This window comes from Pseudomonas sp. CAU 1711, assembly GCF_039888625.1.
GTDB lineage: Bacteria > Pseudomonadota > Gammaproteobacteria > Pseudomonadales > Pseudomonadaceae > Aquipseudomonas.
Genome location: NZ_JBDQQT010000003.1, coordinates 220,358 through 246,595, shown reverse-complemented (window position 1 = coordinate 246,595; position 26,238 = coordinate 220,358). Strand labels below are relative to the sequence as shown.

The window sequence follows — 26,238 nt, the reverse complement described above, 5'->3', positions numbered from 1 at the left end:
AGCTCCCGTTTTCCTTAGCGCCCGGCGCTTAGCGCGGGAAGGCCGGCGGGTTGACCCCTGCCATGTCTTCCATCACGCGCACCACCTGGCAGCTGTAGCCGAACTCGTTGTCGTACCAGACGTAGAGCACGACACGATTGTCGTTGCAGATGGTGGCCTCGGCATCGACCACACCGGCGTGGCGCGAGCCGACGAAGTCGGAGGACACCACTTCCTGGGACTGCACGAAGTCGATCTGCTTCTGCAGGTCCGAGTGCATGGCCATCTGGCGCAGGTACTCGTTGATCTCTTCGCGAGTGGTGGCCTTCTCCAGGTTCAGGTTGAGGATGGCCATGGACACGTTCGGCGTCGGCACGCGAATGGCGTTGCCGGTCAGCTTGCCCTTCAGCACCGGCAGGGCCTTGGCGGCGGCGGTGGCGGCACCGGTCTCGGTGATCACCATGTTCAGCGCGGCGCTGCGGCCACGACGGCTACCCTTGTGGAAGTTGTCGATCAGGTTCTGGTCGTTGGTGTACGAGTGAACGGTCTCGACGTGGCCGTTGACGATGCCGTACTGATCGTTCACCGCCTTGAGCACCGGCACGATGGCGTTGGTGGTGCAGGACGCGGCGGAGATGATCTTGTCGTCGGCGCTGATCTCGGCATGGTTGATGCCGTGCACGATGTTCTTCAGCGCGCCCTTGCCCGGCGCGGTCAGCACCACGCGATCGATGCCCGGGCACTTCAGGTGCTGGCCCAGGCCTTCGGCGTCGCGCCACTTGCCGGTGTTGTCGACCAGCAGGGCCTTCTTGATGCCGTACTGGGTGTAGTCGATCGACGCCGGATCGTTGGAGTAGATGACTTGGATCAGATTGCCGTTGGCAGTGAGGGTGTTGTTTTCCTCGTCGATGGTGATGGTGCCATCGAACTTGCCATGCACCGAGTCGCGACGCAGCAGGCTGGCACGCTTGACCAGGTCATTCTCGGCACCCTTGCGCACGACGATGGCGCGCAGGCGCAGGCCGTCGCCGCCACCGGTCTTCTCGATCAGGATGCGCGCCAGCAGGCGGCCGATGCGACCGAAGCCGTACAGCACGACGTCGGTGCCTTCACGGGCCACGCCATTCTGCTTGCCGACCACGTCGGCCAGCTCGTCCTTGGTGAACTGCTCGATGCTGCGACCGGCGCCTTCGAGCTTGAACTTGCTGACCAGCTTGCCCAGGTCCACCGAGGCGGCGCCCAGCTTGAGCTCGCTCATGGTCTTGAGGATGGGGAAGGTGTCGTGTACCGACAGCTCGGTCTCGCCTTCGATGCGGTGACGGGCGAAGCGGTGAGCCTTGAGGATGTCGATCACCGAACGATTGATCAGGCCGCGGCCGTAGATCGAGGTCACCACGTTGTTGTTGCGATAGAGCTGGCCGATCAGCGGAATCATCGCTTCCGCGAGGGCTTCGCGATCAATCCATTCACCGAGACACTGGTCGGGCTTCTGAGTCACGGGCAGTACCTTCCACATGTAGGGGCTGAAAAAAGGGGCTACATTATGACGACGCCCGCGCCCCTGAGCAATGCGCGCCTGTCGCGCGCATGGGGCAGAAACCTATAGACCCATCGTGCTGTCGGTAACCCATCCCCGGAAATTGGCGTGACACTCCCAAAGCCGGCGCTCTGCTGCAGCCACAAAATGGATAGCTAAAGTGCGTCCACTCTCCCCTGCCCACAACCAACACTCATCGCCACTCTCAGTCGCCGGGCAGATGCATAGACAGCGCAAGCACTAGCCGGCGATGCCGAAGCGCTCCTTGAGCCGCTCCACCGTCCAGCGCCACTTGGGTGTGGTTGGGCGGCAGATGGTGTTCTGGTTGCCGAACAGGCCGACCTCCTTCACCGCTTCGTTCAGCGGCAGGCTATGCAGCCACTGTACCGGTACGAAATATTCGCAACGCTCGGGGTCGTCCGCCTGCTCGCGGTGGTAGCTGGCACCGCTGAGCAGCTCCAGCGCCGGCCACTCGCGGCCCTGGTGCAGCAGACTGAAGTCTGCAGCCGGAGTGGCATGGCCGGTGACCTTGGCCACGCCCACGTAACCGGCGCCGGGCACGTTGACCCAGATGCGGTCGCCAGGAGCGAGCATCTTCAGGCTATTGCTGTACCAGCTGCCGCCGCCGCCCGAGATAAAGCCGTATTGCCGCGCCTCCGCCCAGTTGCGATTGGCGGTATCGCCGAAGGAGCAGTAAAACTCGCCATTCCACGGCTCGCTCGGCGCGCCCGGCCTGGCGGCGGCGCTGGCCTGCGGCACTTCGCTGGGGTCGAGCAGCCAGGCACGGCTGATCAATTGCTGCTCGCCGAGTTGGAACACCTGGAAGCACAGCACGTTGATGGCGATATCGCGCTCGCTCAGGTAACCGACGATGCGCTCGCTGCTGGCATCCAGCTCGGCGGCGACTATGACGATCTGGTGGCTCTGGTTCAGCGCCTCGGCCTCCAGCGGCGCGCCGAAGCGCGCCTGGAAGTCCGCCGCCAGGTCGGCGCCGGGCTTGAAGCGCTGGTAGATGGCCTCGATATCGTTGGCCTGCAGCCGCTCGACCCACACGGCATAGTCCAGCGCCTGCGCCACCACCTCGCGTGGGGTGCGCTCGCGTTTGAGTTCGATCAGCACCAGCGAGGCATCCGGCGCCAGCGCCAGCAGGTCGATACGCCCGCCCTGGCCGGTGCTTTCCTGGCGGCCGATCAGCAGCCAGTCCTCGGAGAGCAGCGCCGGTGCGCTGACGATCATCTCTTCGAGAAACTGCTCGCTGGCCAGCACGGCGTTTTTCAGCGGCGCCGGCTGCGCGCCGACGGTCCAGATCTGGGTGCGAATGGGCATCCCTGCACTCCTGTTGCTTAGGCCACGGCCTGCTCGACCAGGGCATCGGCCAGCTGCTCATGCACCTGGCGGGCCTGGTTAAGGCGGGCTTTGAGTTGGTCGCACAGGGCCATCAGTTGATCGACTTTGGCGACGATGCGGTATTGTTCGGCGAGGGGGGGGATCGGCAGCACAAAGTTCGTCAGGCTTTCCTGATTGAGTTTGGGCATTTTGATTCGATTTTCTGCGACCCTGACCTGCTCAAGAAAAACCTCAGAGAGAATTTCTTTAAGTAGAAATTCCGAGCTGATGAATGCATCTATTGGGTACATGTCCGCGCTGCAAAGCCCGTCAAAATCAACTAAAACGGCTTTCGATAGAGAAGGGCGAATCTTCGAGTAAACAATTTGCCCAGCATAGAACCTACTGTTCGGACCTTTGACCCCGGATTCTTTCACCGTGCGACTCTCGGTAAGTCGCCCGGTACCCTTCTCAATGCAATCTGGCGCAACTTGGCGCAGATCGGGGAAGTCTTCTGGCCGAACCAACTCGCCTTGGATTGCGCAGATGTCACCAAATCGCGACCACACCCACCCTTTGGGCAAGTCGAACAGCTGTTCTTCTTCACCAACTTCGCTCAGCAGCTTCTGCTTCTTGAGCTTGCCTGCCGCCACCAACCGAGCCTTTTCCTCGGCAATCCGCTTCAGCAACTCACTGGCCGGTTCATCGCTGTGGTCTTGTGGCACCAGTTTGCCCATCACCGCCAGTTGCAGCAGGGTTTGCTTGAGAGCGTCGATGCTGGATTCGGTGGTGAACAGGGCGTGGAAGTGTTCGGCCAGGCGCTGCCAGCTTTGCGCAAAGTCGGCGGCATCGGTGGCCTGGGTCAGGCTGTCGAGCAGCGCCTGCACCAGTTGGGCGTGGGCGCTGTCGGCATCGGTCTGCCGGGCTTCCAGCCGGTCGCACAGGGCCATCAGCTTATCGACCTTGGCGACGATGCGGTGTTGCTCGGCAAGAGGAGGCACAGGGACTACCAGCTTTTCCATTTTCTCTTTGGTCATGTGAACCATGGAGACGCCATGCCCTGCGGCCTTGATCTCTTGCGTTTGTTCCAGCAAGAAGTTGTAAAGGTAATGCTTGTTGAGCTGACCTTGAGCGTAAAAATCTAACTTCCAGATGTGGTAGTGGTAAATCGAGCGATTACCCTGCCAGATAAAAGGCCCAAAGGAGGCAGACCAAGCAAATAGCAAATCGCCAGGATTGCAGTACTTATCCTCTTCAAGCGTCAGATTTGAGTAATACCAATGATTGGATGTGAACAAGTTACCAACCCGAAGAACAGGCGTGCCAGCATCGAGCAGCTCTTCTTTCTTGTACGCTCGACCATTAAGGATATTCACAACATCAGATAGTCGAGCCCATGCCCATCCTGCTGGCAGCTCAAATGCTGGATCTTCGTGATCTCTTCCAGTCAACGGCTTCTGCTTCTTGATCTTTCCCTCAGCCACCAACTTGGCCTTATCCGCGGCAATCCGCTTAAGCAACTCACTTGCCGGCTCATCACTCGGATCTTGCGGCACCAGCTTGCCGCGCACCGCCAGCTCCAGAATCAGCTCACGCAGCTTCTTGATGCCATTGGGCGCGCCGGCCAGCAGGGGGAGGTTGTCGGTCAGCAGGGCGGTCATGGGGTTTCACCTGAGTCAGGTGTGGAAGCTAAAGGCGAATCCCCCCCAGCCCCCCTTTTGCAAAGGGGGGAATTATGTTCTGCGTTGGTTTGGGGGGGCGTCGTACGAGCTTGCGAGCTGTGGACGTGCGCCAGGTTGCCAGGCTGTTTATAGGGTGCAGAGTCAGCCAGTTTGTCTCCCCCCTTTGCAAAAGGGGGGCTGGGGGGGATTGCTTTTGCTACTTCGGCAAAAATCACGCTCATCACATCTTCCAACTCAAGTAAAACCTGCCGATTGTCAAAACGGATTACCCGCAGTCCTAGCTGTTGCAGGGCAGCTGTTCGTTGTCGATCCCGCTCTTGTGCCGCTGTTTCGAGGTGTTGTGCCCCGTCCAGCTCTATCACCAGCTTGGCCGCTGCGCAGTAGAAATCGGCGATATACCCGGCCAGGGGCTTCTGGCGATAGAACTGCTGGTCCAATACTTGTTTGCGTCTGAGGCGATACCAAAGCCGCTGTTCGGCCTCGGTCATGTTGCTGCGCAGGTCGCGGGCTAAGGGTTTCAGGTTGCGGTTGTAGGGCAGCATGTAGCTCATCCTTGAGTAGATGCAGGCAGGTGCGGGTGCCCGGCGCGCTGGACTTGGCCCGATAGCGCCCGAGCGAATGCCAGTTGTTGCATTTTTCGCCACAACGGCATGGTGCTGGAGATCGTAGAAGAGCACCAATCTGTCGGAGCCGGCAATGTGCAGATTTTGCACATTGCCTTCGCGCTCCAGCTCGCCCTCGGCAAAGAGGTTGCGGATATGCCGGCCGATCACGGTACGGTCTCGGCCAATTGCTCCTGGCGCAACCAGACACTGTCGTGCTCGACGGTGACGGCAATCTGGCCGCTGGCGCTTTCGCTGTTCATGGTCTTCTTCCCTGAATCCCTATGAGCGGGTCAGCGCTTCATTCAGCACGGCCTTGAGCTGGTCGCGCAGCTCGCCGATCTCGCCTTGCAGTTGAGCGTAATTACGTAGCAGCTCGTCCGGGTCGTGGCTGACCTGCTCCCCCACGTGCGGGTTCTTGCAGTCCAGGTTCCAGTTGCGTGCCTGTAGCTCGTCGAGGCTGACCTTCCAGGCGAATTCGTTCTCCACCCGTGCGGCGAAGCCATCGGCCTCGTTGCCCCACCAGGCTTCCTCGACGGCGAATTCCTCGATGCGCATGGGCTTGGTCTTGGAGTAGCTCTTGTAGCCGGCCGGGTACTGGTGCTCGTAGAACCATACCTCTTTGGTCGGCGTGCCCTTGGTGAAGAACAGCAGGTTGGTCTTGATGCCGGTGTAGGGGTTGAACACGCCGTTGGGCAGGCGAACGATGGTGTGCAGGTTGCACTCGGTGAGCAGCTTTTCCTTGATACGGCTCTTGATGCCTTCGCCGAACAGGAAGCCGTCCGGCAGCACCACGGCGGCGCGGCCGCCGTCTTTGAGCAGGTGCATGATCAGCACCAAAAACAAATCGGCGGTCTCGCGGGTGCGGAAGGCGGCGGGGAAGTTGGTTTCGATGCCGTCTTCTTCCATGCCGCCGAACGGCGGGTTGGCGACGATGCAGTCGACCCGCTCGCCCGGACCCCAGCTGATCAGCGGGCGGCTCAGGGTGTTGTCGTGCTTGATCTGGCTGGGCACCTCGATGCCGTGCAGGATCATATTGGTGGTGGCCAGCAGGTGCGGCAGCGGCTTCTTCTCCACGCCGAAGATGCTGGCCTGCAGCGCGCGCTCGTCCTCGGCGGTGTTCACATAACGGCTGCGCTTGTGTTCGATGGAGCAGGTAAGGAAGCCGCCGGTACCACAGGCCGGATCCATGACCTTCTCGTGCAGCTTGGGGTCGACCATGCGCACCATAAATTCGGTGACCGGGCGCGGGGTGTAGAACTCGCCGGCGTTGCCGGCGCTCTGCAGGTCGCGCAGCAGCTGCTCGTACATGTCGCCGAAGGCGTGGCGCTCCTGGGCCTTGTTGAAGTCCACGCCTTCCTGAATCTTGTTGACCACCTGGCGCAGCAGCTGGCCGGACTTCATGTAGTTGTAGGCGTCCTCGAACACGCCGCGCACCACGAAGGCGGCCGGGGTGGTGCTGTATTCGTGGAGGTTCTGCAGCTGCGGGAACAGGTTGTTGTCGATGAAGTCCTTCAGCGTTTCGCCGGTCATGCCTTCCGGGTCGGCGGCCCAGGTGCGCCAGCGGCAGCTGTCGGGAATGGGCGACTTGTAGTGGTCGTCCATCAGTTCCCATTCCTGCTCGCGGTCGTCGAAGATCTTGAGGAATAGCATCCACACCAGCTGGCCGATGCGCTGCGCGTCGCCGTCGACACCGACGTCCTTGCGCATGATGTCCTGGATGGATTTGATGGTTGAGCTGATCGACATGGTGCTTTCCGTTACGGCTGGGCCGGAGGCACGGCTATGGCCTCCAGGCGCTGAAAAATAAGTTCTTCCCGCGCCTGCTGCTGGCGGGCGGCGGATTGCACGGCGTAGGCGAAGTCGCGGTGGGCGAGCAACGCAGTGATGGCCTGGGCGATGTAGTGGCGCAGGGCGGTTGGAGCCTGGGCCAGTTCGGCCTGCAGGCTGGCGCGGCCGTCCACCACGGCGAGGATGTCTTCGATATCGCGGCTGGCCAGTGGGTCGTTACGGCCACGGCCGCGATAGGCCTCCAGCTTGGTGGCGAGGAAGTAGCCGGGCGTGACGACGCGGATCAGGGTGCCGGACGGCAGGGCGTGATCGGCGGCGCTTTGCAGGGCATCGCGGTACCAGCGGTTGGTGAAGTTGAGAATGTCCTCGTCGTCGGGCATGAAGTCGACGATCAGCTCGCGGCCGGTCAGCGCGTTGGGCAGGCGCATGCGGCAGATCACCTCGTCATCGGGTGACTCCCTGAAACCGCGCTCGCGCAGCTCGGTGAGCAAGCGTTGCCACTTGCCGTAACCGAGCACATGGACGATCACGTCGACATCTTCGGTAAAACGCACCGCCTCGCGGGCGAAGGCATCGGTGAGCAGCAGCGCGGTGGTGCAGCCACCGACGAAGGCGACCTGACGCAGCAGCTCCGGCCCCAGAGCATCGGCCACGGTCTGCAGCATCTGCTCCTGCACGCGCCATTCAGCGGCCATCGGCTTCGCCTCGCAGCTGTTGCTCCAACAGCTCTCTGGCCAGGCTGGCCTCGCGCTCGTTGCCCAGGCGAATGGCATCGACCAGGGCGAGCATGGCGTAGAGGCCTTCGTCCTGACGGGCGGCGCTGGGCACGCTCTTGAATAGTGGTTCGACCGCCTGACCCATGTCGCTGCCCTGGGCATCTTCCCAGACCGGAATATGCTCACCGCCGGACAGCAGCTTGCCGGCCAGCACCGGCGCGGCATGGGCGGTGGCCAGGCCGCGCACTATGGGGCCGGGGCGCACCGGGAACACGTACTTCAGGCCGTGGCCGAGAAACTCGTTGAGGGCGCGGGTGTTGGTGCGCGGTATGCCGCTGCCCCGCTCCAGCTTGGCCAGCCCGGCGGCGATGCAGCGGTTGAGGGCATTGCTGACCTCGGACTTGCTGATGCCGGTGGACTGTTCCAGCGCGCGCATGGAGAAGTGCTCCGCCCTCTGCTCGGCGGCATGCTGCTGGTTTTCCAGGCTGGCGAGCTTGAGCAGCAGCAGGATGTCTTGGCCTTTCATCATGAAATGTCGTCTCCGTCCACTGTCTATGGACAAAGGACAGTTTGTCGAGCGGTTGGGTTGCCGTCAATGTTCGCGGGCCGGTGCTGTAGGGGGGATAACGCCGGATCGCCTGGTGGGCAAGGCTGCGCCGTTGCCCACCCTACGAAAAGCCTGTCAGCCGGCGTAGAGCTGCGCCTCCAGCTCGTGGACGGCTTGTTGGTAGCCGGGTTTGCCGCCGAACGCCTTGACCAGTTCGAGGGGCGCGCCGATCTGGCTGAAGGGGTCGATCTTGAGGATCTGCATGTCTTCGATGCTCTCGATGCCGGTGTCGGCGTACTTGTCGAGCAGCGCTTCCAGCACCTGGCGCACGGCGCCGGAGTACTTGGCGAAGTAGTTGCGCTTCTTCACTTGCTCGGCGCGCTCCTTGCGGGTGAGCGGCGGCTGATCGAAGGCGATATGGCAGATCAGGTCGAAGGGGTCGAGGGGCTGGCCGCGCTTGGCTGCAACCTCCTCGGCCAGGGCTTCCCACATCACGCCCTGGGCGGCCATTTCGTCGATGATGACCTTCTTCTGTTCGGCGTCGCTCCAGCGCCGCAGGAAGTCATCCAGCGAGGCGAACTGCTTGTGCACGCAGGCGCGGGTGTAGTCGTGCAGCGACTCGGTGATCAGCTTGCCGTCGGGGCCGTAGTACTGCACGCGCTCGGCGATGACATGGATCGGCAGGTCGCCGATCAGGTACTTGATGCGTTTCTTGCCGCCGGCCTGCTCTTCGGCTTCGTCTCCTTCGGGCAGCCAGTCGCTGCCGTCGACTATGCCATCCTCATCCTGCGGGCCTTCGGGCGGCACCGGGGATTGGTCGCCTTCGGGGGCATAGATCACCACGGGCTCGCCATCGAAAGCCGGGTCGGCGAACAGCTCGGTGGCCTTCTTGAAGTCCATGATGGTGAACCAGTACTTGCCGAAGTCCTCGTTGATGCGGGTGCCGCGGCCGATGATCTGCTTGAACTCGGTCATCGACTTGATGTGTTGGTCGAGCACGATCAGCTTGCAGGTCTGGGCATCGACGCCAGTGGTCATCAGCTTGCTGGTGGTGGCGATGACCGGGTAACGCGCCTCCGGGTTGATGAAGTTGTCCAGCTCGGCCTTGCCTTCCTGGTCGTCGCCGGTGATGCGCATGACGTACTTGCGATTCTCGGCCACGCGCTCGGGGTTGAGGTTGACCAGGGCCTGGCGCATGCGCTCGGCGTGGTCGATGTCGTCGCAGAAGACGATGGTCTTCTGGTAGGGATCGGTGGCCTTGAGGAACTCGCTGACTTTCTGCGCCACCAGTTGGGTGCGCGCCTCGATCACCAGATTGCGATCCATGTCCTTGAGGTTGTAGATGCGGTCTTCGATCAGCTCGCCGTTCTTGTCGAGCATGCCCTTGGGCGGGCGCCAGCCTTGCAGGTCCTTGTCGAAGTCGATGCGTACCACCTTGTAGGGCGCGAGGAAGCCGTCTTCGATGCCCTGCTTGAGGGTGTAGCTGTACACCGGCTCGCCGAAGTAGGTGATGCTGGACACCTCCCTGGTCTCCTTCGGTGTGGCGGTAAGGCCGACGTGGGTGGCGTTGGCGAAGTAGTCGAGAATCTCGCGCCAGGCGGAATCCTCGGCGGCGCTGCCGCGGTGGCATTCGTCGATCACGATCAGGTCGAAGAAATCGGGGGAGAACTGCTTGTAGACGTTCTTCTCTTCTTCGGCGCCGGTCACGGCCTGGTAGAGCGACAGGTAGATCTCGTAGGAGGTGTCGATCTGCCGTTTGGCGATCTTGGCCATCGCCTGGCCGAAGGGCTTGAAGTCGTTGTTCTTGGTCTGGTCGACCAGGATGTTGCGGTCGGCGAGGAAGAGGATGCGTTTCTTCTGCTTCGACTTCCACAGCCGCCAGATGATCTGGAAGGCGGTGTAGGTCTTGCCGGTGCCGGTGGCCATGACCAGCAGCACGCGATCCTGCCCGCGGGCTACCGCCTCGACGGTGCGGTTGATGGCATTCATCTGGTAGTAGCGCGGCATGCGGCCGGAGCCGTCGTCGTAGTAAGGCGCTTCGATGCGTTGCTGGGCTTGATCGTCCAGGCCTTTCCACTGGCAGTAGCGCTGCCAGAGTTCTTCGGGGCTGGGGAACTGGTCGAGGCTGAGTTCGGTTTCCACCTGCGCGCCAGTGCCGGTACGGTCGTGGAACAGGAAGCCATCGCCGTTGCTGGAGAAGACGAAGGGCACATCCAGTGCGTCCGCGTAGCCGAGCGCCTGCTGCATGCCGGAGCCGAGGGAGTGCTTGTTGTCCTTCGCCTCGATCACGGCGATGGGCAGGTTCTTCTGGTAGCTGAGGAGGTAGTCGGCGCGTTTGCGTTCGCCGCGGCTGTGCAGCTTGCCGCGCACCATGATGCGCCCGGCGGTAAAGCCGAACTCCTCCAGCACCTGCTTGTGCATGTCCCAACCCGCCCGCCGGATCGCCGGGGCGATGTACTTACTGCAGATATCTCGTTCGGAGAGCGACTTCTTATCCATGTGTCCGTTCTCAATGACGCCGACCTGGTCGTTTCATGCCAGCCCTGCAGATGTGCTTGTCCGGCGTAAATGTACCCCGTTTGCCATCCATCTGCCGCTGGCACGCTACCTGACTGCCTCGCCCCCTGAACAAGCCAGAACTGGCAGGCCGCAACGTCGACAGCCTCATACGCGCCAAAAAGCACATAGGTTCGCCACCTTTAGCAAGCCTCGCTACAATCGTCGACTTTCTTTCGACTGGGGCCGCGACACCCGTGTCCGTACTGCAACTGCCGAAACTGCCGGGCGCCGCCGGCAAACAGCACTGGGGCAACCTGCCCGGTGCCGCCCTCTCCCTGGCCATCGCCGAGGCCGCCAGCGCGGCACGCCGCTTCACCCTGCTGCTGACCGCCGACAGCCAGAGCGCCGAGCGCCTGCAGGAGGAACTGGCGTTCTTCGCCCCGGACCTGCCGGTGCTGCATTTCCCCGACTGGGAAACGCTGCCGTACGATGTGTTCTCGCCGCACCAGGACATCATTTCCCAGCGCATCGCCACCCTCTACCGCCTGCCGGAGATCAAGCACGGCGTGCTGGTGGTGCCGATCGCCACCGCCCTGCACCGCCTGGCGCCGACCCGATTCCTGCTCGGCTCCGGCCTGCTGCTGGACGTCGGCCAGAAGCTCGACGTGGAGGAGATGCGCGCACGCCTGGAGGCCGCCGGCTACCGCTGCGTGGACACCGTCTACGAACACGGCGAGTTCGCCGTGCGCGGCGCGCTGATCGATCTGTTCCCCATGGGCAGCGACTCGCCCTACCGCATCGACCTGTTCGACGACGAGATCGAGACCCTGCGCACCTTCGACCCGGAGACCCAGCGCTCGGTGGACAAGGTGGAGTCGATCCGCCTGCTGCCGGCCCGCGAGTTCCCCCTGGAGAAGAAGGCCGTCAGCGATTTCCGCGGGCGCTTCCGCGAACGCTTCGACGTCGACTTCCGTCGCTGCCCGATCTACCAGGACCTCGCCTCCGGCATCACCCCGTCCGGCATCGAGTACTACCTGCCGCTGTTCTTCGAGCAGACCGGCACCCTGTTCGACTACCTGCCGGCGGACACCCAGGTGTTCTCCCTGCCGGGCATCGAGCAGGCCGCCGAACAGTTCTGGCTTGATGCGCGCAACCGCTACGAGGATCGCAGGGTCGACCCGGAGCGCCCGCTGCTGCCGCCGGCCGATATCTTCCTGCCGGTGGACGAGTGCTTCGCCCGCCTGAAGAACTGGCCGCGCGTGGTGGTCAGCCAGGAGGACGTGGAAACCGGCGTCGGCCGCGAGCGCTTCGACGCCCGCGCCCTGCCGGACCTGGCCATCCAGGCCAAGGCCAGCGAACCGCTGGCGGCGCTGCGCCGCTTTATCGAGGAGTTCGACGGCAGAGTGCTGTTCAGCGCCGAGTCCGCCGGCCGCCGCGAAGTGCTGCTGGAGCTGCTGGCGCGGCTCAAGCTCAAGCCGGTGGAAGTGGCCGGCTGGAAGGAATTCGCCGAGAGCCGCGAGCGCCTGGCCATCTGCATCGCGCCGCTGGACGAGGGCCTGCTGCTCGACGACATCGCCCTGGTCGCCGAGAGCCCGCTGTTCGGCCAGCGGGTGATGCAGCGCCGCCGCCGCGAGAAATCGCGTGACGGCGGCGACAACCTGATCAAGAACCTCACCGAGCTGCGCGAAGGCGCGCCGGTGGTGCATATCGATCATGGCGTGGGCCGCTACCTGGGCCTGGTGACCATGGAGTTCGACGGCCAGGCCGCCGAGTTCCTCGCCCTGATGTACGCCGAGGAAGCCAAACTCTACGTGCCGGTGGCCAGCCTGCACCTGATCGCCCGCTACACCGGCAGCGACGACGCCCTGGCCCCGCTGCACCGCCTCGGTTCGGAGACCTGGCAGAAGGCCAAGCGCAAGGCCGCCGAGCAGGTGCGCGACGTCGCCGCCGAGCTGCTGGATATCTACGCCCGCCGCGCCGCCCGCGAGGGCTATGCGTTCAAGGACCCGGCCGCCGACTACGCCACCTTCAGCGCCGGCTTCCCCTTCGAGGAGACCCCGGACCAGCAGAACGCCATCGATGCGGTGCGCGAGGACATGCTGGCGGCCAAGCCGATGGACCGCCTGGTGTGCGGCGACGTCGGCTTCGGCAAGACCGAGGTGGCCATGCGTGCCGCCTTCATCGCCGTGCACAGCGGCCGCCAGGTCGCCGTGCTGGTGCCGACCACATTGCTCGCCCAGCAGCACTACAACAGCTTCCGCGACCGCTTCGCCGACTGGCCGGTGACGGTCGAGGTGATGAGCCGCTTCAAGACCGCCAAGGAGGTCAACGAGGCGGTAGCCAAGCTGGCCGAAGGCAAGATCGATATCGTCATCGGCACCCACAAGCTGCTGCAAGACGACGTCAAGTTCCAGAACCTCGGCCTGGTGATCATCGACGAGGAGCACCGTTTCGGCGTGCGCCAGAAGGAACAGCTCAAGGCCCTGCGCAGCGAGGTGGATATCCTCACCCTGACCGCCACGCCGATTCCGCGCACCCTGAACATGGCGGTGTCGGGCATGCGCGACCTGTCGATCATCGCCACCCCGCCGGCGCGCCGGCTGTCGGTACGCACCTTCGTCATGGAGCAGCACGATTCGGTGATCAAGGAGGCGCTGCTGCGCGAACTGTTGCGCGGCGGCCAGGTGTACTACCTGCACAACGATGTGAAGACCATCGAGAAGTGCGCCGCCGACCTCGCCGCCCTGGTGCCCGAGGCGCGCATCGCCGTCGGCCACGGGCAGATGCACGAGCGCGATCTGGAACGGGTGATGAGCGACTTCTACCACAAGCGCTTCAACGTGCTGGTGGCCTCGACCATCATCGAGACCGGCATCGACGTGCCCAGCGCCAACACCATCCTCATCGAGCGCGCCGACAAGTTCGGCCTGGCCCAGCTGCACCAGCTGCGCGGCCGGGTCGGCCGCAGCCACCACCAGGCCTACGCCTACCTGCTGACGCCGCCACGCAAGGGCATGACCGACGACGCGCAGAAGCGCCTGGAGGCCATCGCCAATGCCCAGGATCTGGGCGCCGGTTTCGTCCTCGCCACCCACGACCTGGAAATCCGCGGCGCCGGCGAGCTGCTCGGCGACGGTCAGAGCGGGCAGATCCAGGCGGTCGGCTTCACCCTCTATATGGAGATGCTGGAGCGCGCGGTCAAAGCCATCCGCAAGGGCGAGCAGCCCAACCTGGAGCAACCGCTGGGCGGCGGCGCCGAGATCAACCTGCGAGTACCGGCGCTGATCCCCGACGACTACCTGCCGGACGTGCACAGCCGGCTGATCCTCTACAAGCGCATCGCCAGCGCCGCCGACGAGGACGGCCTGAAGGAGCTGCAGGTGGAGATGATCGACCGCTTCGGCCTGCTGCCGGAGCCGACCAAGAACCTGATGCGCCTGACCCTGCTCAAGCTTCAGGCCGAGAAGCTCGGCATCAGGAAGATCGACGCCGGCCCGCAGGGTGGGCGCGTCGAGTTCGCCGCCGACACCTGCGTCGACCCGCTGGTGCTGATCAAGCTGATCCAGAGCCAACCGAACCGCTACAAGTTCGAAGGCGCCACCCTGTTCAAGTTCCAGGTGCCGATGGAGCGCCCGGAAGAACGCTTCAATACCCTGGAGGCGCTGCTCGAGCGCCTCGCTCCCTGATATCTGAAAGGACTGCCCCATGCACGCGTTTCGCCCCCTGCTCCTGCTGTTCTGCCTGATCGCCCCGCAGGTCTTCGCCGAAGGCCTGTACCAGATCGAGCTGATCGTCTTCCGCCAGGCCGGCGAGGCGCTCTCCACCAGCCTGCCGGCCCCGGACGACTGGGCCGTGGGCGCATCCCCCATCGCCGGCAGCGAGCGCGGCACCGCGCTGAACGACGAGGCCGCCAAGCTCAATCCGGGCAACGGCTACCAGGTGCTGCTGCACCAGGCCTGGGCGCAGCAGCTTTCCGCCGTGCCGAGCAAGGCCGCGCTGAGCACCGGCAGCGAGCAGTTCGGCCACTTTCCGGTCGAGGGTGTGGTGACCCTCAGCGAAGAGCAGCGCCTGATCGACCTGGAGGCCGACTTCTGGGTCAACCGCTTCGACGCCGACGGCCTGCTCAGCGGCAGCGAGCGCGTACGCCAGCGCACCCGCCTCAAGCTCGGCGAGCTGACCTACCTGGACAACGGCAGCCTCGGCCTGCTGGTCAAGGCCACCCAGCCCTGATATGCACGACTTGCAGGAACTTCTTCGCCACGCCGACTGGCAGCAGGCCTTCGATAGCGGCAGCCTGCGCCGTGGCCGCCAATACGCCAGCGAGCAACGGGTCGGCATCGACTCCTGCGCCGAGTTGCTGATCAGGGCCCACTGCCGCGGCTCGGCCGGCAACCACTACGAGCAGCAGATCCTCCTCGGCACCCGCAACGCCCCGGTGATAGGGCGCTGCAGCTGCCCGGTCGGTTACAACTGCAAGCACTGCGCCGCCGTGCTGTTTCATCTCGGCAGCAGCGCCGCTCAGCCCGAGCGAGGACTCTCCGGCCCGTTGCGCCATTGGCTGGAGCAGCTGCCGAGCGCCCTGCGCGACGCGGACCAGTACCCCGAGGGCGAGCTGTCGCGCCTGCACTACCAACTGATCCCCGACCTCGAAATCCAAGTGTTCAAGGTACGCCTGCGCAAGGATGGCCGCATCGCCGAGCGCAAGCCCTACCACGCCTTCCGCGAGGCACCGCTGCGCCAGCCGCGCTTCGCCCTGCCGCTGGACCTGCGCATCGCCCGCCTGGCCTACACCGGCAACCGTGGCTACTACCAGAGCAACCGCTTCGAACCGTGCGGCGCCGAAGGCGGCGAACTGCTCGCCCTGCTGCTCAGCAGCGGCCGGCTGTATCTCGACGATCTCGATCTCGTCCCGCTGCGCGCCGGCCCCGCCCGCCAGGCCCGCTTGAGCTGGCAGCAGACCCGCGAGGGTGCCTACCTGCCCCACTGGAAAAGCCTGCAGGGCGAGCACTGCGACGTGCTCAGCGCCGTGCAACCGCTGCACTACCTCGACTTCGACAGCGGCGAGATAGGCCCGCTGGAGCATGGCCTACCGGACCGCCTGGCCAGCCACCTGAGCCAGCTACCCGCCATAGCGCCAGCCGAAGCGGATCTGTTCGGCCTGGCCCTGCACGAACTGGCGCCCGAGGTCCCGCTACCCACCCAACCCAGCGAGCGCCGGATCGACGACCTGCAGCCGACGCCGCGCCTACTGCTCGGCAGCAAGCTGCTGAGCGTCTACCTGCCTGGCAGCGGGCGCATGAGCCAGCAGTACCAGCACCGCGCCGCGCTCAGCTTCGACTATGCCGGCAAGCGCGTGCATGGCAAGGCCGCCCCCGGCGAGCGCATCCGCCTGACGCGCGATAACCAGCTGCTCAGCATCTGCCGCCAGGCCGAGCAGGAGAAGGCCCTGCGTCGCCAACTGGAGAAGCACGGCCCGCGCCCGGCCAAACGCCAGAGCCAGGCACTACCGGCGCAGGCCGGCGACATGTTCGAGCTGGCCGACGACAACGCCTGGCTGGCATTCGCCCAGCAGGCCCTGCCCCTGCTGCGCGAGCAAGGCTGGCAGATCGAGATCGCGCCCGGCTTCCAGTTCGACCTGACGCCGGTGGATGGCTGGTATGCCGACCTCGACGAGGCCCCCGAGCACGACTGGTTCGATCTGGAACTGGGCATTCTGGTCGAGGGTCGGCGCATCAGCCTGCTACCGGTGCTGCTGCGCTTGATCCAGCGCAGCCCCGAGCTGCTCAGTCCGGCCAACCTGCAGCAGCGCGGCGATGAGGAGCTGCTACGCCTGCAGCTCGACGAACAGCGCAGCGAGGATGGCCGTCCGTTGCAAGTGGTGCTGCCCTACGGCCGCCTCAAGCCGGTGTTGGCCACCCTCGGCGAACTCTATCTGCGCGACCAGACCCCGAGCGCCGCCCTGCGCCTCTCCGCCCCCGACGCCGCGCGTCTGAGCGAGCTGGAGGGCCTGCCACTGGAGTGGCAAGGCGGCGAACGGCTGCGCGACTTCGCCCGCCGCCTGCGCGACTGCCACAGCGCCCCGGTGCTCGCCCCGCCAGGCCTGCAGGCCGAACTGCGCCCCTATCAGCTCGAAGGGCTGGGCTGGATGCAGACCCTGCGCGAGCTGAGCGCCGGCGGCGTGCTGGGCGATGACATGGGCCTGGGCAAGACGCTGCAGACCCTCGCTCACCTGCTTACCGAGAAGCACGCCGGCCGCCTCGACCGCCCTGCCCTGGCGGTGATGCCCACCAGCCTGATCCCCAACTGGCAAGACGAGGCCGCGCGCTTCGCCCCGCAGCTGCGCGTGCTGGCCCTGCACGGCCCGCAGCGGCAGAAGGACTTCGCCCGGCTCGGCGAATACGACCTGCTGCTGACCACCTACGCCCTGCTCCCGCGCGACCTCGAACAACTGCGCCGGCAGCCGCTGCACCTACTGGTCCTCGACGAAGCGCAGTACATCAAGAACCCCGCCAGCAAGGCCGCCCAGGCCGCCCGCCAGCTAGAGGCCCGCCAGCGCCTGTGCCTGACCGGCACGCCCCTGGAGAACCACCTGGGCGAACTCTGGTCGCTGTTCCACTTCCTCATGCCCGGCTGGCTCGGCGACAGCAAGCGCTTCACCCGCGATTACCGGACCCCGATCGAGAAACACGGCGACGGCGCCCGCCTGGCCCACCTCAATGCACGGATCAAGCCCTTCCTGCTGCGCCGCAAGAAGGACCAGGTAGCCAAGGAGCTGCCGGCCAAGAGCGAAATCGTCCATTGGGTCGAACTCAGCGAGGCGCAGCGCGACCTCTATGAGACCGTGCGCCTGGCGATGGACAGGAAGGTGCGCGACGAGATCGAGCGCAAGGGCCTGGCGCGCAGCCAGATCGTCATCCTCGAGGCCCTGCTCAAGCTGCGCCAGGTCTGCTGCGACCTGCGCCTGGTGAAGGGCGGCGCGGCCGGGCGCAAGTCCGGCAGCCACTCCGGCAAGCTCGACAGCCTGCTGGAGATGCTCGAAGAGTTGCGCGAGGAAGGCCGCCGCGTGCTGCTGTTCTCCCAGTTCACCTCGATGCTGGCGCTGATCGAGGCTGAGCTGCAGCAGCGCGACATGCCCTACGTGCTGCTGACCGGCGACACCACGGACCGCCGCACGCCGGTGCGCCGCTTCCAGAGCGGCGAGGTTCCGCTGTTCCTGATCAGCCTCAAGGCCGGCGGCACCGGACTCAACCTGACCGCCGCCGATACCGTGATCCACTACGACCCCTGGTGGAATCCGGCGGCGGAGAACCAGGCCACCGACCGCGCCTACCGCATCGGCCAGGACAAGCCGGTGTTCGTCTACAAGCTGATCGCCCGTGGCACGGTGGAGGAGAAGATCCAGCAGTTGCAGCAACGCAAGGCCGCCCTCGCCGCCGGCGTGCTGGAACGCGGCGCCGAGGCCGACTGGCAGCTGCGCGACGAGGATATCGACGCGCTCTTCGCGCCGCTGCCCGCCTAGCCGGTCGTTGCCGATGCGCCGCGACCGCGACGAGATTAGTCCGCCGCCAGCACCCTGCCCAGCACCGCGCGCACCTTGTCGATGCCGCGCGCCAGCTCGGCCTCGATCTCGGCCATGGAGATGATGCCGCTGGCCTTGCCGGCCGCCGGATTGACCACCAGCGCCAGGCAGGCGTAGGGCAGCTCCAGCTCACGGGCCAGGGCGGCCTCGGGCATGCCGGTCATGCCGACGATGTCACAGCCGTCGCGCTCCAGGCGGGCGATTTCCGCCGCCGTCTCCAGGCGCGGCCCCTGGGTGGCGCCATAGACACCGTGACTACTGTGCGGGTAGCCGAGTTCCTGCAGGGCGGCGATCAGCCGGCCGCGCAGCGCCTCGTCGTAGGGGTGGCTGAAATCGACATGGGTGACATGCGCGAGCTCGCCCTCGAAGAAGCTATGTGCGCGCCCCCAGGTGTAGTCGATCAGCTGATGCGCTACACAGAGGTGGCCGCTGCCCATGGCCGGGTGAATGCCGCCCACCGCGTTGACCGCCAGCACCGCCTCGGCACCGGCCTGCTTGAGCGCCCAGAGGTTGGCGCGATAGTTCACCTGGTGCGGCGGAATGCGGTGTGGATGGCCGTGACGGGCGAGGAACAGCACCTCGCGCCCGGCATACTGGCCACGCAGCACCTCCGCCGAGGGCTGGCCATAGGGCGTGTCGAGGCTCTGCGCCTGTTTGAGGTCGAGGCCCTCCAGCTGGGTCAGGCCGCTGCCGCCGATGATGGCGTAGGTCGTCATCGCCAACCCCTCAATCGATCAGCTGGGCGTCGCGCAACGCGGCGACGGCCTGCAGCCAGCGCGGCTGCTGTTTGTAGTCGGTGCGGGCGAAGCCCCGCCCGCGCATGCGCGCAAGCCCCTGGGGCGGTCGCACGCCGAGACGCTGCAGGGCGCTCAGGGCCAGCTCGGCGGCGCCACGGTCGTTGCACACCAGGCCCATGTCGCAACCGGCGCTCAGGGCCGCCTCGATGCGGCTGGCGGCGTCGCCCACCACATGGGCGCCGGCCATCGACAGGTCGTCGCTGAAGATCACCCCCTGGAAGCCCAGCTCGCCGCGCAGGATGTCCTGCAGCCAGCGCCGCGAGAAACCGGCCGGCCCGGCGTCCACCTGCGGATAGATGACATGGGCCGGCATCACCGCGGCCAGCTGCCGGCTCAGGCGCTGGAACGGGATCAGGTCCTTGGCGCGAATCTCCTCCAGGCTGCGCTCGTCGACCGGGATGGCCACATGGGAGTCGGCCTCGGCCCAGCCATGGCCGGGGAAGTGCTTGCCGCAGGCGGCCATGCCCGCGGCGTTCATGCCGCGGATAAAGGCGCCGGCCAGGCGGGTCGCAAGCTCCGGGTCGCCCTCGAAGCTGCGGCTGCCGACCACGGCGCTGCGCTGGTGGTCCAGGTCCAGCACCGGGGCGAAACTGAGGTCCAGCCCCACGGCCAGCACCTCGCTGGCCATCAGCCAGCCGCAGTGCTCGGCCAGCCGCTCGGCGGCGGCGTTATCGGCCAGCGCGCGCATCGCCGGCAGGCGCACGAAGCCGCGGCGCAGGCGCTGCACGCGCCCACCCTCCTGATCCACGGCCAGCAGCAGGTCCGGACGCACGGCGCGGATCGCCGCGCACAGCTCGCGCACCTGGCGTGGCTCCTCGATGTTGCGGGCGAACAGGATCAGGCCGGCCACCTCGGGCTGGCGCAGCAGGTGGCGATCTTCGGCAGTCAGCCAGGTGCCCTGGATGTCCAGCATCAGGGAGCCATGCAGAGTCTGTGTCACAAGTAATCCTTAAGCGAGGTCGGTGGTGGCCCACTGCGGGCACGCCGCCTCGTCGATCTGAACCGGGCAATGGAGCGGGACGCGGGGGAAGAGTTCCAGCAGGTCGGCGTTGCGCAGGCGGATGCAGCCATGGGAGCGCGGCACGCCCATCGGCTGGTTGTCGGGCGTGCCATGCAGGTAGATGTAGCGGCGGAAGGTGTCGACCGCACCCAGGCGGTTGATCCCGGGCTCGCGGCCGCTGAGCCAGAGGATACGGGTGAGGATCCAGTCGCGCCCGGGGAACTGTGCGTCCAGCGCCGCGGACCAGACCTCGCCGGTCCAGCGCCGCCCGCGCAGCACCGCCCCCAGCGGCAGGCCCTCGCCAATCTTCGCCCGCACCTGGTGGCGGCCGCGCGGCGTGCAGTTGGAGCCGCTGCGCTCGCCGGCGCCATTGAGCGCGGTGGACACCGGCAGGCGCACCACCAGCTGCCCGTCGGCGAAGCCGTACAGACACTGGTCGGCGATGGAGATATGCAGGAAATCGAGCGAACGCATAGTGGCTAGCTTAGCCCATCGACCCGCCCAGGCACAGCGTCAGCCGGCCTTGGCGGTCGCACTCACCTTGGCGCGCGGCTTGAACTGGGCGTTGGCCAGCACCTCGTCGTTCACCCCGCTCTCGGCGCGCATGCCGGCGGCGAGGAAGGGCACCATCAGGCGCATCACCTGCTCGATCGAGGTATCCACGCCGAAGTCGTTCTCCGCCATGCCGCGCAGGGCCTTGATCCCGGACATGCTGAACGCCGCGGCGCCGAGCATGAAGTGTACGCGCCAGAAGATCTCCAGCGGTGGCAGCTTGGGCGCCACCTCGTTGAGCAGCTGCATGTAGCGGCGGAAGACCTTGCCGTACACCTCTTCCAGATACTTGCGCAGGTGCCCCTGGCTCTGGCTGAAGGCCAGACCGAGCAGGCGCATGAAGATGGACAGGTCGTTGCCGCTGCGCGGCTTCACCGCGAGCGCCTGCTCCACCAGCATCTCCAGCAGCTCCTCCAGGCTGGCCTTGCCGTCCGGCCTGGCCTGGCGGCGGTCCAGCTCGCGTTCGAGACTGATGCAGAAAGGCCCGAGGAAGCGCGAGAACACCGCCTGGATCAGCGCCTTCTTGGAGCCGAAGTGGTAATTGACGGCGGCCAGGTTGACCCCGGCCTTGCTGGTGATCAGACGCAGGGAAGTCTCGGCGAAGCCCTTTTCCGCGAACAGCTGCTCGGCAGCATCCAAAATGCGCTCAACGGTCTCTGATTGAGCCATGACACCCTCACCTGACAAACACTTGTTTGAAACATACGTTTCAGGCTCTAGCCCTGTCAAGCCTGACAGGCCCATTCATGGCTGACCGGTCACGCATTTAACCATAGGTCAACCGGGCAAATTCCCCACTCGCCCCGCCGGGCGGCAGAAATGGCGATTTCGCCTTCGACTGAAACAACTGTTGCCAGCGGCCAATCACTGTATATAATCACAGCAACTGTATAAACAGACAGACCGCCAGCATGCTCAAACTGACGCCGCGCCAATCCGAGATTCTCGCCTTCATCAAGCGTTGCCTGGAAGACAACGGCTATCCGCCGACCCGCGCCGAGATCGCCCAGGAACTCGGCTTCAAGTCCCCCAACGCCGCCGAGGAACACCTCAAGGCCCTGGCCCGCAAGGGCGCCATCGAGATGACTCCGGGCGCCTCGCGCGGCATCCGCATCCCCGGCTTCGAGCCGGCCGCCCAGGAGGAAGAAGGCCTGCCGGTGATCGGCCGGGTCGCCGCCGGCGCGCCGATCCTCGCCCAGCAGAACGTGGAGGACTCCTGCAAGATCAATCCGGAGTTCTTCCACCCCAAGGCCGACTACCTGCTGCGCGTGCGCGGCATGAGCATGAAGGACATCGGCATCCTCGATGGCGACCTGCTGGCCGTGCACACCACCCGCGAGGCCCGCAACGGCCAGATAGTGGTCGCCCGTATCGATGACGAGGTCACGGTCAAACGCTTCCAGCGCACCGGCAACAAGGTGCTGCTGATCGCAGAGAACCCGGAGTTCGCCCCCATCGAGGTGGACCTGGAAGAACAGGACCTGGTGATCGAAGGCCTGAGTGTCGGCGTGATCCGCCGCTGAGCATCGAGGAGAGCTTCATGCAGTTCCCGCAGTCGCTGAACCGTTCGCAACTCCCGCTGTTTGAAGCCTTCCTCGGCAGTAGCCTGCCATTGCTCGACGAAGCGCCGGGCCCAGCCTGGCAAGACGAGCCCGAGCCCTTCAGCGAGCTGCGCCTGACCGGCTCGCTCGGCAACTGCCGGCACCTGCTCGGCCCGGTGCTGCGCGAGCTCAGCCTGAACCAGGACGCCCGCTGGCTGACCCTGGTCGCCCCGCCCGCCGCCATCACCACCGCCTGGCTGCGCAGCGCCGGCCTCAATCTCGATCGCCTGCTGCTGTTGCAACCGCGCGCCGGTCAGAATGCGCAGGATCTAGCCCGCGAGGCGCTACGCCTGGGCCGCAGCCACACGGTGGTGAGCTGGCTCGACCTGCAGCCGGTTCAGCGCGCAAGCCTGGCCTGCGCCGCTCGCCTGGGCAGCGCGCAGAGCCTGAATATTCGACTGGATTGATGTCTCTCGCCGCTTCGCAGCGCCCCTAGCGGGCGCCGCGATCAGTGCAGCACACGCGGCTGCTCTTCGTGCTCGATCTCGCCTTCGGCCAGGCGGCCGGCCATCTGCACGCCGACATTGAGCATGGCCTTGGCCACCTCGACATGATGCCCCTGCAGGAAGGCCTTGGCATCCGCCGAGAAGTCCAGGGTCACCAGCACTTCCTCATCCTCGGCGCGACGCAGAATGATGCGGCCATCGGGCAGTTCGACGATTTCGAGGAAGGAAGTGGGCATGGCGGGAATCTCCTAGCGGACGGCCAGTGTAACAGCCAAAAGGCCATCACCCCAGGATAAATGAGCCGCGCCGCACGCTCAGCACTCGCTGAGCGACTCCCGGTAGCGCAGCACCAGCTGCTTGAGCTGCTGGCGCCAGCTCTCCAGCTCATCGCTGTTCAACGCCGGCGACTCCTCCTCGATGCTGACCGCGCCGATCAGCGGCAGCCCCGGATCGACCTTGGCGGTCTTCGGCGCCTGCGGCGGCTGGAACAACGCCGCATGGGCGGCCAGCAGACGGGCCAGCCAGCTCTCCGGCTGCCGGGCGATCTCCACCAGCTCAGCCAGTTCCGGGGTCGGCGAGGCCTGCAGCACGTCCTGGTTCAGCAGCAGTTCCACGCGCGGCGCGTAGGCCTCGGCCAGCCTGTAGTAGCCGGCCACCTCGTGGCACAACCCCAGCAGCGCGCCATAGAGGTGGAACAGCGCCGCCTCGCGCTCGGCCAGCATCAGCGCCTGGGCGTTCATCGCCTCGCCGGCCTCGGCCTTGCGCAGGTTCTCCAGAGCCAGGCCGGCGAAGAAGATCTTCTGGTTGGTGCGGGTATAGAGTTCGTGGGCCATGCCAGTGCCTCGCAGATGTTCGGGGTGGACAGCGCGCCCGCATCACGGGCGCTCGGGCGCGATCAGCGCTTGTCTTCCACCTTCCACTTGCCGCCGTCGAAGAAGGCGCGCCAGCCGGTGGGCTTGCCGTCCACCTCGCTCTGCACATATTGCTCCTTGGTCTTGCGGCTGTAGCGGATCACCGCCGGGCGGCCTTCCGGATCCTTCTGCGGGGCGTCCAACAGGAAGTGATACTTGGGGTCGATCTCGCTCTTGTGCGGAATCAGTTCCAGCACCAGCGGCGCGCGGGTCTCGCGGTTCTTCGGGAAGCCGCTGGCGGCGAGGAACAGCCCCGAGGCACCGTCACGCAGCACATAGGTGTCGTCGACCTTCTCGCAGCGCAGCTCCGGCATCGGCACCGCATCCATCTTGGGCGGCGCCGCCTCACCGTTCTTGAGCAGCTTGCGGGTGTTCTTGCAGCTGGCGTTGGTGCAGCCGAAGAACTTGCCGAAGCGACCGGTCTTGAGCTGCATCTCGCTGCCGCACTTGTCGCACTCCAGGCTCGGGCCCTCGTAGCCCTTGATGCGGTACTGGCCCTGCTCGATCTCGTAGCCGGCGCAATCCGGGTTGTTGCCGCAGATATGCAGTTTGCGGGTCTCGTCGAGCAGATAGGCGTCCATGGCGGTCGCGCAGATCGGGCAGCGGTGCTTGCCCAGCAGCACCAGGGATTCGGACTCGCCCTCGTCGTCGGCGGCGATCTCGTCGCCCGGAATCAGGTTGAGGGTGGCCTTGCAGCGTTCCTTCGGCGGCAGCGCATAGCCGGAACAGCCGAGGAACACGCCGGTGGAGGCGGTGCGGATCATCATCGGCCGGCCGCATTCGCGGCAGGCGATATCGGTCGGGGTCGGCTGGTTGGCGCGCATGCCGTCGTTGGCCGCCTCGGCCAGCTCCAGCTTCTTGCGGAAATCGCCGTAGAACTCGTCGAGCAGGTGCTTCCAGTCGCGCTCGCCCTGGGCCACGTCGTCGAGGTGCTCCTCCATGGCGGCGGTGAAGCCGTAGTCCATCAGGTTGGCGAAACTCTCGTCGAGACGCTCGGTGACGATGTCGCCCATCTTCTCGGCGTAGAAGCGGCGGTTGTGCACGGTGACGTAGCCGCGCTCCTGGATGGTCGAGATGATCGCCGCATAGGTGGACGGCCGGCCGATGCCGCGCTTTTCCAGCTCCTTGACCAGGCTGGCCTCGGAGAAACGCGCCGGCGGCTTGGTGAAGTGCTGGCTGGGGTCGAGCTTGAGCAGCTCGAGCGCCTCGCCCTCCTTCATCTCCGGCAGCACGTCGTCCTCGCCCGGCTTGCCCTGTTGCGGCAGCACGCGGGTGTAGCCGTCGAACTTGAGGATGCGGCCCTTGGCGCGCAGCTCGAAGGCGCCAGCGGCGACGCTGACGCTGGTGGACAGGTATTCGGCCGGCGGCATCTGGCAGGCCACGAACTGGCGCCAGATCAGCTCGTACAGGCGCTCGGCGTCGCGCTCCATGCCGGACAGCTGAGTCGGGCGCAGGTTGACGTCGGACGGGCGGATCGCCTCGTGCGCTTCCTGGGCACCCTCCTTGCTCGAATAGAGGTTCGGCTTGGCCGGCAGGTATTTCTGGCCGAACTCGCTGTCGATAAAGCCCCTGACCATCTCGATGGCGTCGGCCGACAGATTGGTCGAGTCGGTACGCATGTAGGTGATGTAGCCGGCCTCGTAGAGACGCTGGGCCATCATCATGGTCTTCTTCACGCCGAAGCCGAGGCGGTTGCTCGCCGCCTGCTGCAGGGTGGAGGTAATGAAAGGCGCGCTCGGCTTGCTTGAGGTCGGCTTGTCCTCGCGCTTGGCCACGCTGTAGCTGGAAGCCTTGAGCTTCTCCAGCGCCGCCATGGCCTGGGCCTCGTTGAGCGGCTTGAAGGCCTCGCCGTTCTCGCGGACCACCTCGAAGCGCACCTTGTCGCTCTTGGCCGTGCCCAGGTCGGCGTGCACCTCCCAGTACTCTTCCGGCACGAAGGCGCGGATTTCCTTCTCGCGGGCCACCACCAGCTTCACCGCCACCGACTGCACGCGACCGGCGGACAGGCCGCGAGCGATCTTGGCCCACAGCAGCGGCGAGACCATATAGCCCACGACGCGATCGAGGAAGCGCCGCGCCTGCTGGGCATTGACCCGGTTGATGTCGAGCTCGCCCGGCTGGGAGAAGGCCTCTTGGATGGCCTTCTTGGTGATCTCGTTGAACACCACGCGCTTGTAGCGGCTGTCGTCGCCGCCGATGGCCTCGCGCAGGTGCCAGGCGATGGCCTCCCCTTCGCGGTCCAAGTCGGTTGCGAGATAGATGGTGTCGGCATCCTTGGCCAGGCGGCGCAGCTCCTCGATCACCTTCTCCTTGCCCGGCAGGATCTCGTACTTGGCCTTCCAGCCGTGCTCGGGATCGACGCCCATGCGGGCGAACAGCTGGCGCTTGGCCTTTTCCTTGGGCGACAGGGCCGGCGCCTCGGCGGCCGCAGCCTTGCCGCGCTTGGCCGGCTCCTTGCTGGCGCTGGCGGAACCGCTGGTGGGCAGGTCACGAATATGGCCGATGCTCGACTTCACCACGTACTGGTTGCCCAGGTACTTGTTGATGGTCTTGGCCTTGGCCGGGGATTCCACTATGACCAGCGATTTGCCCATGGATCGGAGAATTCCTGAAAGCTAGAAGGGAAGAAATAAGAGGCGGGAGCCTATCAAGGCACCGCTATATATAGTGGCG

The 26,238-nt window shown here is 65.5% G+C and carries 20 protein-coding genes; 5 read left to right on the top strand and 15 right to left on the bottom strand.

All coding sequences use genetic code 11. The features are described 5' to 3' along the window. Window positions 1-28: 28 nt before the first annotated feature. From AAFN46_RS04745 to AAFN46_RS04710, 8 genes are all read right to left on the bottom strand, one after another. Window positions 29-1,495 (bottom strand): glyceraldehyde-3-phosphate dehydrogenase, encoded by a 1,467-nt coding sequence (locus AAFN46_RS04745; protein ID WP_347807544.1) that lies wholly within the window; start codon window positions 1,493-1,495, stop codon window positions 29-31. A 261-nt stretch (window positions 1,496-1,756) separates the two neighbouring features. Beyond that, a complete protein-coding gene (locus tag AAFN46_RS04740) occupies window positions 1,757-2,842 on the bottom strand; it encodes an endonuclease NucS domain-containing protein (RefSeq protein ID WP_347807543.1) in 1,086 nt (361 codons plus the stop codon). Between the two features lie 17 nt (window positions 2,843-2,859). Next, complete coding sequence (locus AAFN46_RS04735) at window positions 2,860-4,503, bottom strand: restriction endonuclease subunit S (protein WP_347807542.1); 1,644 nt, start codon at window positions 4,501-4,503, stop codon at window positions 2,860-2,862. Then, a complete protein-coding gene (locus AAFN46_RS04730; RefSeq protein ID WP_347807541.1) occupies window positions 4,500-5,297 on the bottom strand; it encodes an endonuclease domain-containing protein in 798 nt (265 codons plus the stop codon). The genes AAFN46_RS04735 and AAFN46_RS04730 overlap by 4 nt, the downstream gene beginning before the upstream one ends. 111 nt (window positions 5,298-5,408) lie before the next feature. After that, the gene (locus AAFN46_RS04725; RefSeq protein ID WP_347807540.1) at window positions 5,409-6,875 is read right to left on the bottom strand and encodes a class I SAM-dependent DNA methyltransferase; all 1,467 of its coding nucleotides are present in this window, start codon (window positions 6,873-6,875) and stop codon (window positions 5,409-5,411) included. An 11-nt stretch (window positions 6,876-6,886) separates the two neighbouring features. Then, window positions 6,887-7,612 carry a nucleotidyl transferase AbiEii/AbiGii toxin family protein gene (locus AAFN46_RS04720; RefSeq protein WP_347807539.1) on the bottom strand — a complete coding sequence of 242 codons (726 nt, stop codon included), beginning with the start codon at window positions 7,610-7,612 and terminating at the stop codon, window positions 6,887-6,889. After that, complete coding sequence (locus AAFN46_RS04715; protein ID WP_347807538.1) at window positions 7,602-8,162, bottom strand: helix-turn-helix domain-containing protein; 561 nt, start codon at window positions 8,160-8,162, stop codon at window positions 7,602-7,604. Before AAFN46_RS04715 ends, AAFN46_RS04720 begins: the two co-directional genes overlap by 11 nt. Before the next feature lie 153 nt (window positions 8,163-8,315). Then, window positions 8,316-10,679 carry a DEAD/DEAH box helicase family protein gene (locus tag AAFN46_RS04710; RefSeq protein WP_347807537.1) on the bottom strand — a complete coding sequence of 788 codons (2,364 nt, stop codon included), beginning with the start codon at window positions 10,677-10,679 and terminating at the stop codon, window positions 8,316-8,318. A 254-nt stretch (window positions 10,680-10,933) separates the two neighbouring features. Here AAFN46_RS04710 and mfd point away from each other — a divergent pair, with 254 nt between their 5' ends. From mfd to AAFN46_RS04695, 3 genes are read left to right on the top strand one after another with little or no spacing between them, the layout of a single operon-like run. Beyond that, on the top strand, window positions 10,934-14,365 hold the full coding sequence (gene mfd / locus AAFN46_RS04705; protein WP_347807536.1) for a transcription-repair coupling factor: 3,432 nt from the start codon (window positions 10,934-10,936) through the stop codon (window positions 14,363-14,365). A gap of 19 nt (window positions 14,366-14,384) precedes the next feature. Next, on the top strand, window positions 14,385-14,909 hold the full coding sequence (locus AAFN46_RS04700) for a CsiV family protein (RefSeq protein ID WP_347807535.1): 525 nt from the start codon (window positions 14,385-14,387) through the stop codon (window positions 14,907-14,909). A 1-nt stretch (window position 14,910) separates the two neighbouring features. Further along, window positions 14,911-18,198 carry a DEAD/DEAH box helicase gene (locus AAFN46_RS04695; protein ID WP_347807534.1) on the top strand — a complete coding sequence of 1,096 codons (3,288 nt, stop codon included), beginning with the start codon at window positions 14,911-14,913 and terminating at the stop codon, window positions 18,196-18,198. 35 nt (window positions 18,199-18,233) lie between these two features. On the opposite strand, the gene AAFN46_RS04690 is transcribed toward AAFN46_RS04695, so the two are convergent. From AAFN46_RS04690 to AAFN46_RS04675, 4 genes are read right to left on the bottom strand one after another with little or no spacing between them, the layout of a single operon-like run. Next, the gene (locus AAFN46_RS04690) at window positions 18,234-18,974 is read right to left on the bottom strand and encodes an S-methyl-5'-thioinosine phosphorylase (protein ID WP_347807533.1); all 741 of its coding nucleotides are present in this window, start codon (window positions 18,972-18,974) and stop codon (window positions 18,234-18,236) included. Window positions 18,975-18,984: 10 nt separating this feature from the next. Beyond that, on the bottom strand, window positions 18,985-19,983 hold the full coding sequence (gene nagZ / locus AAFN46_RS04685) for a beta-N-acetylhexosaminidase (protein ID WP_347807623.1): 999 nt from the start codon (window positions 19,981-19,983) through the stop codon (window positions 18,985-18,987). Between the two features lie 21 nt (window positions 19,984-20,004). After that, entirely contained in the window at window positions 20,005-20,529 is a 525-nt protein-coding gene (locus AAFN46_RS04680; protein ID WP_347807532.1) for a L,D-transpeptidase, read from the bottom strand. 39 nt (window positions 20,530-20,568) lie between these two features. Continuing rightward, entirely contained in the window at window positions 20,569-21,276 is a 708-nt protein-coding gene (locus tag AAFN46_RS04675) for a TetR family transcriptional regulator (protein WP_347807531.1), read from the bottom strand. Between the two features lie 242 nt (window positions 21,277-21,518). Between AAFN46_RS04675 and lexA the strand changes: the two genes are divergently transcribed. Next, window positions 21,519-22,130 carry a transcriptional repressor LexA gene (gene lexA, locus AAFN46_RS04670; protein ID WP_347807530.1) on the top strand — a complete coding sequence of 204 codons (612 nt, stop codon included), beginning with the start codon at window positions 21,519-21,521 and terminating at the stop codon, window positions 22,128-22,130. A 17-nt stretch (window positions 22,131-22,147) separates the two neighbouring features. Further along, on the top strand, window positions 22,148-22,615 hold the full coding sequence (gene sulA, locus AAFN46_RS04665) for an SOS-induced cell division inhibitor SulA (protein ID WP_347807529.1): 468 nt from the start codon (window positions 22,148-22,150) through the stop codon (window positions 22,613-22,615). 41 nt (window positions 22,616-22,656) lie between these two features. Here sulA and AAFN46_RS04660 read toward each other — a convergent pair whose 3' ends face one another. The 3 genes from AAFN46_RS04660 to topA form a co-directional block, all read right to left on the bottom strand. Further along, window positions 22,657-22,890, bottom strand: coding sequence for a hypothetical protein (locus AAFN46_RS04660; RefSeq protein ID WP_347807528.1), 234 nt, complete (start codon window positions 22,888-22,890; stop codon window positions 22,657-22,659). Window positions 22,891-22,968: 78 nt separating this feature from the next. Next, a complete protein-coding gene (locus AAFN46_RS04655) occupies window positions 22,969-23,487 on the bottom strand; it encodes a DUF6586 family protein (protein WP_347807527.1) in 519 nt (172 codons plus the stop codon). 62 nt (window positions 23,488-23,549) lie between these two features. Then, window positions 23,550-26,159 (bottom strand): type I DNA topoisomerase, encoded by a 2,610-nt coding sequence (gene topA, locus AAFN46_RS04650; protein ID WP_347807526.1) that lies wholly within the window; start codon window positions 26,157-26,159, stop codon window positions 23,550-23,552. Between the last annotated feature and the right edge of the window lie 79 nt (window positions 26,160-26,238).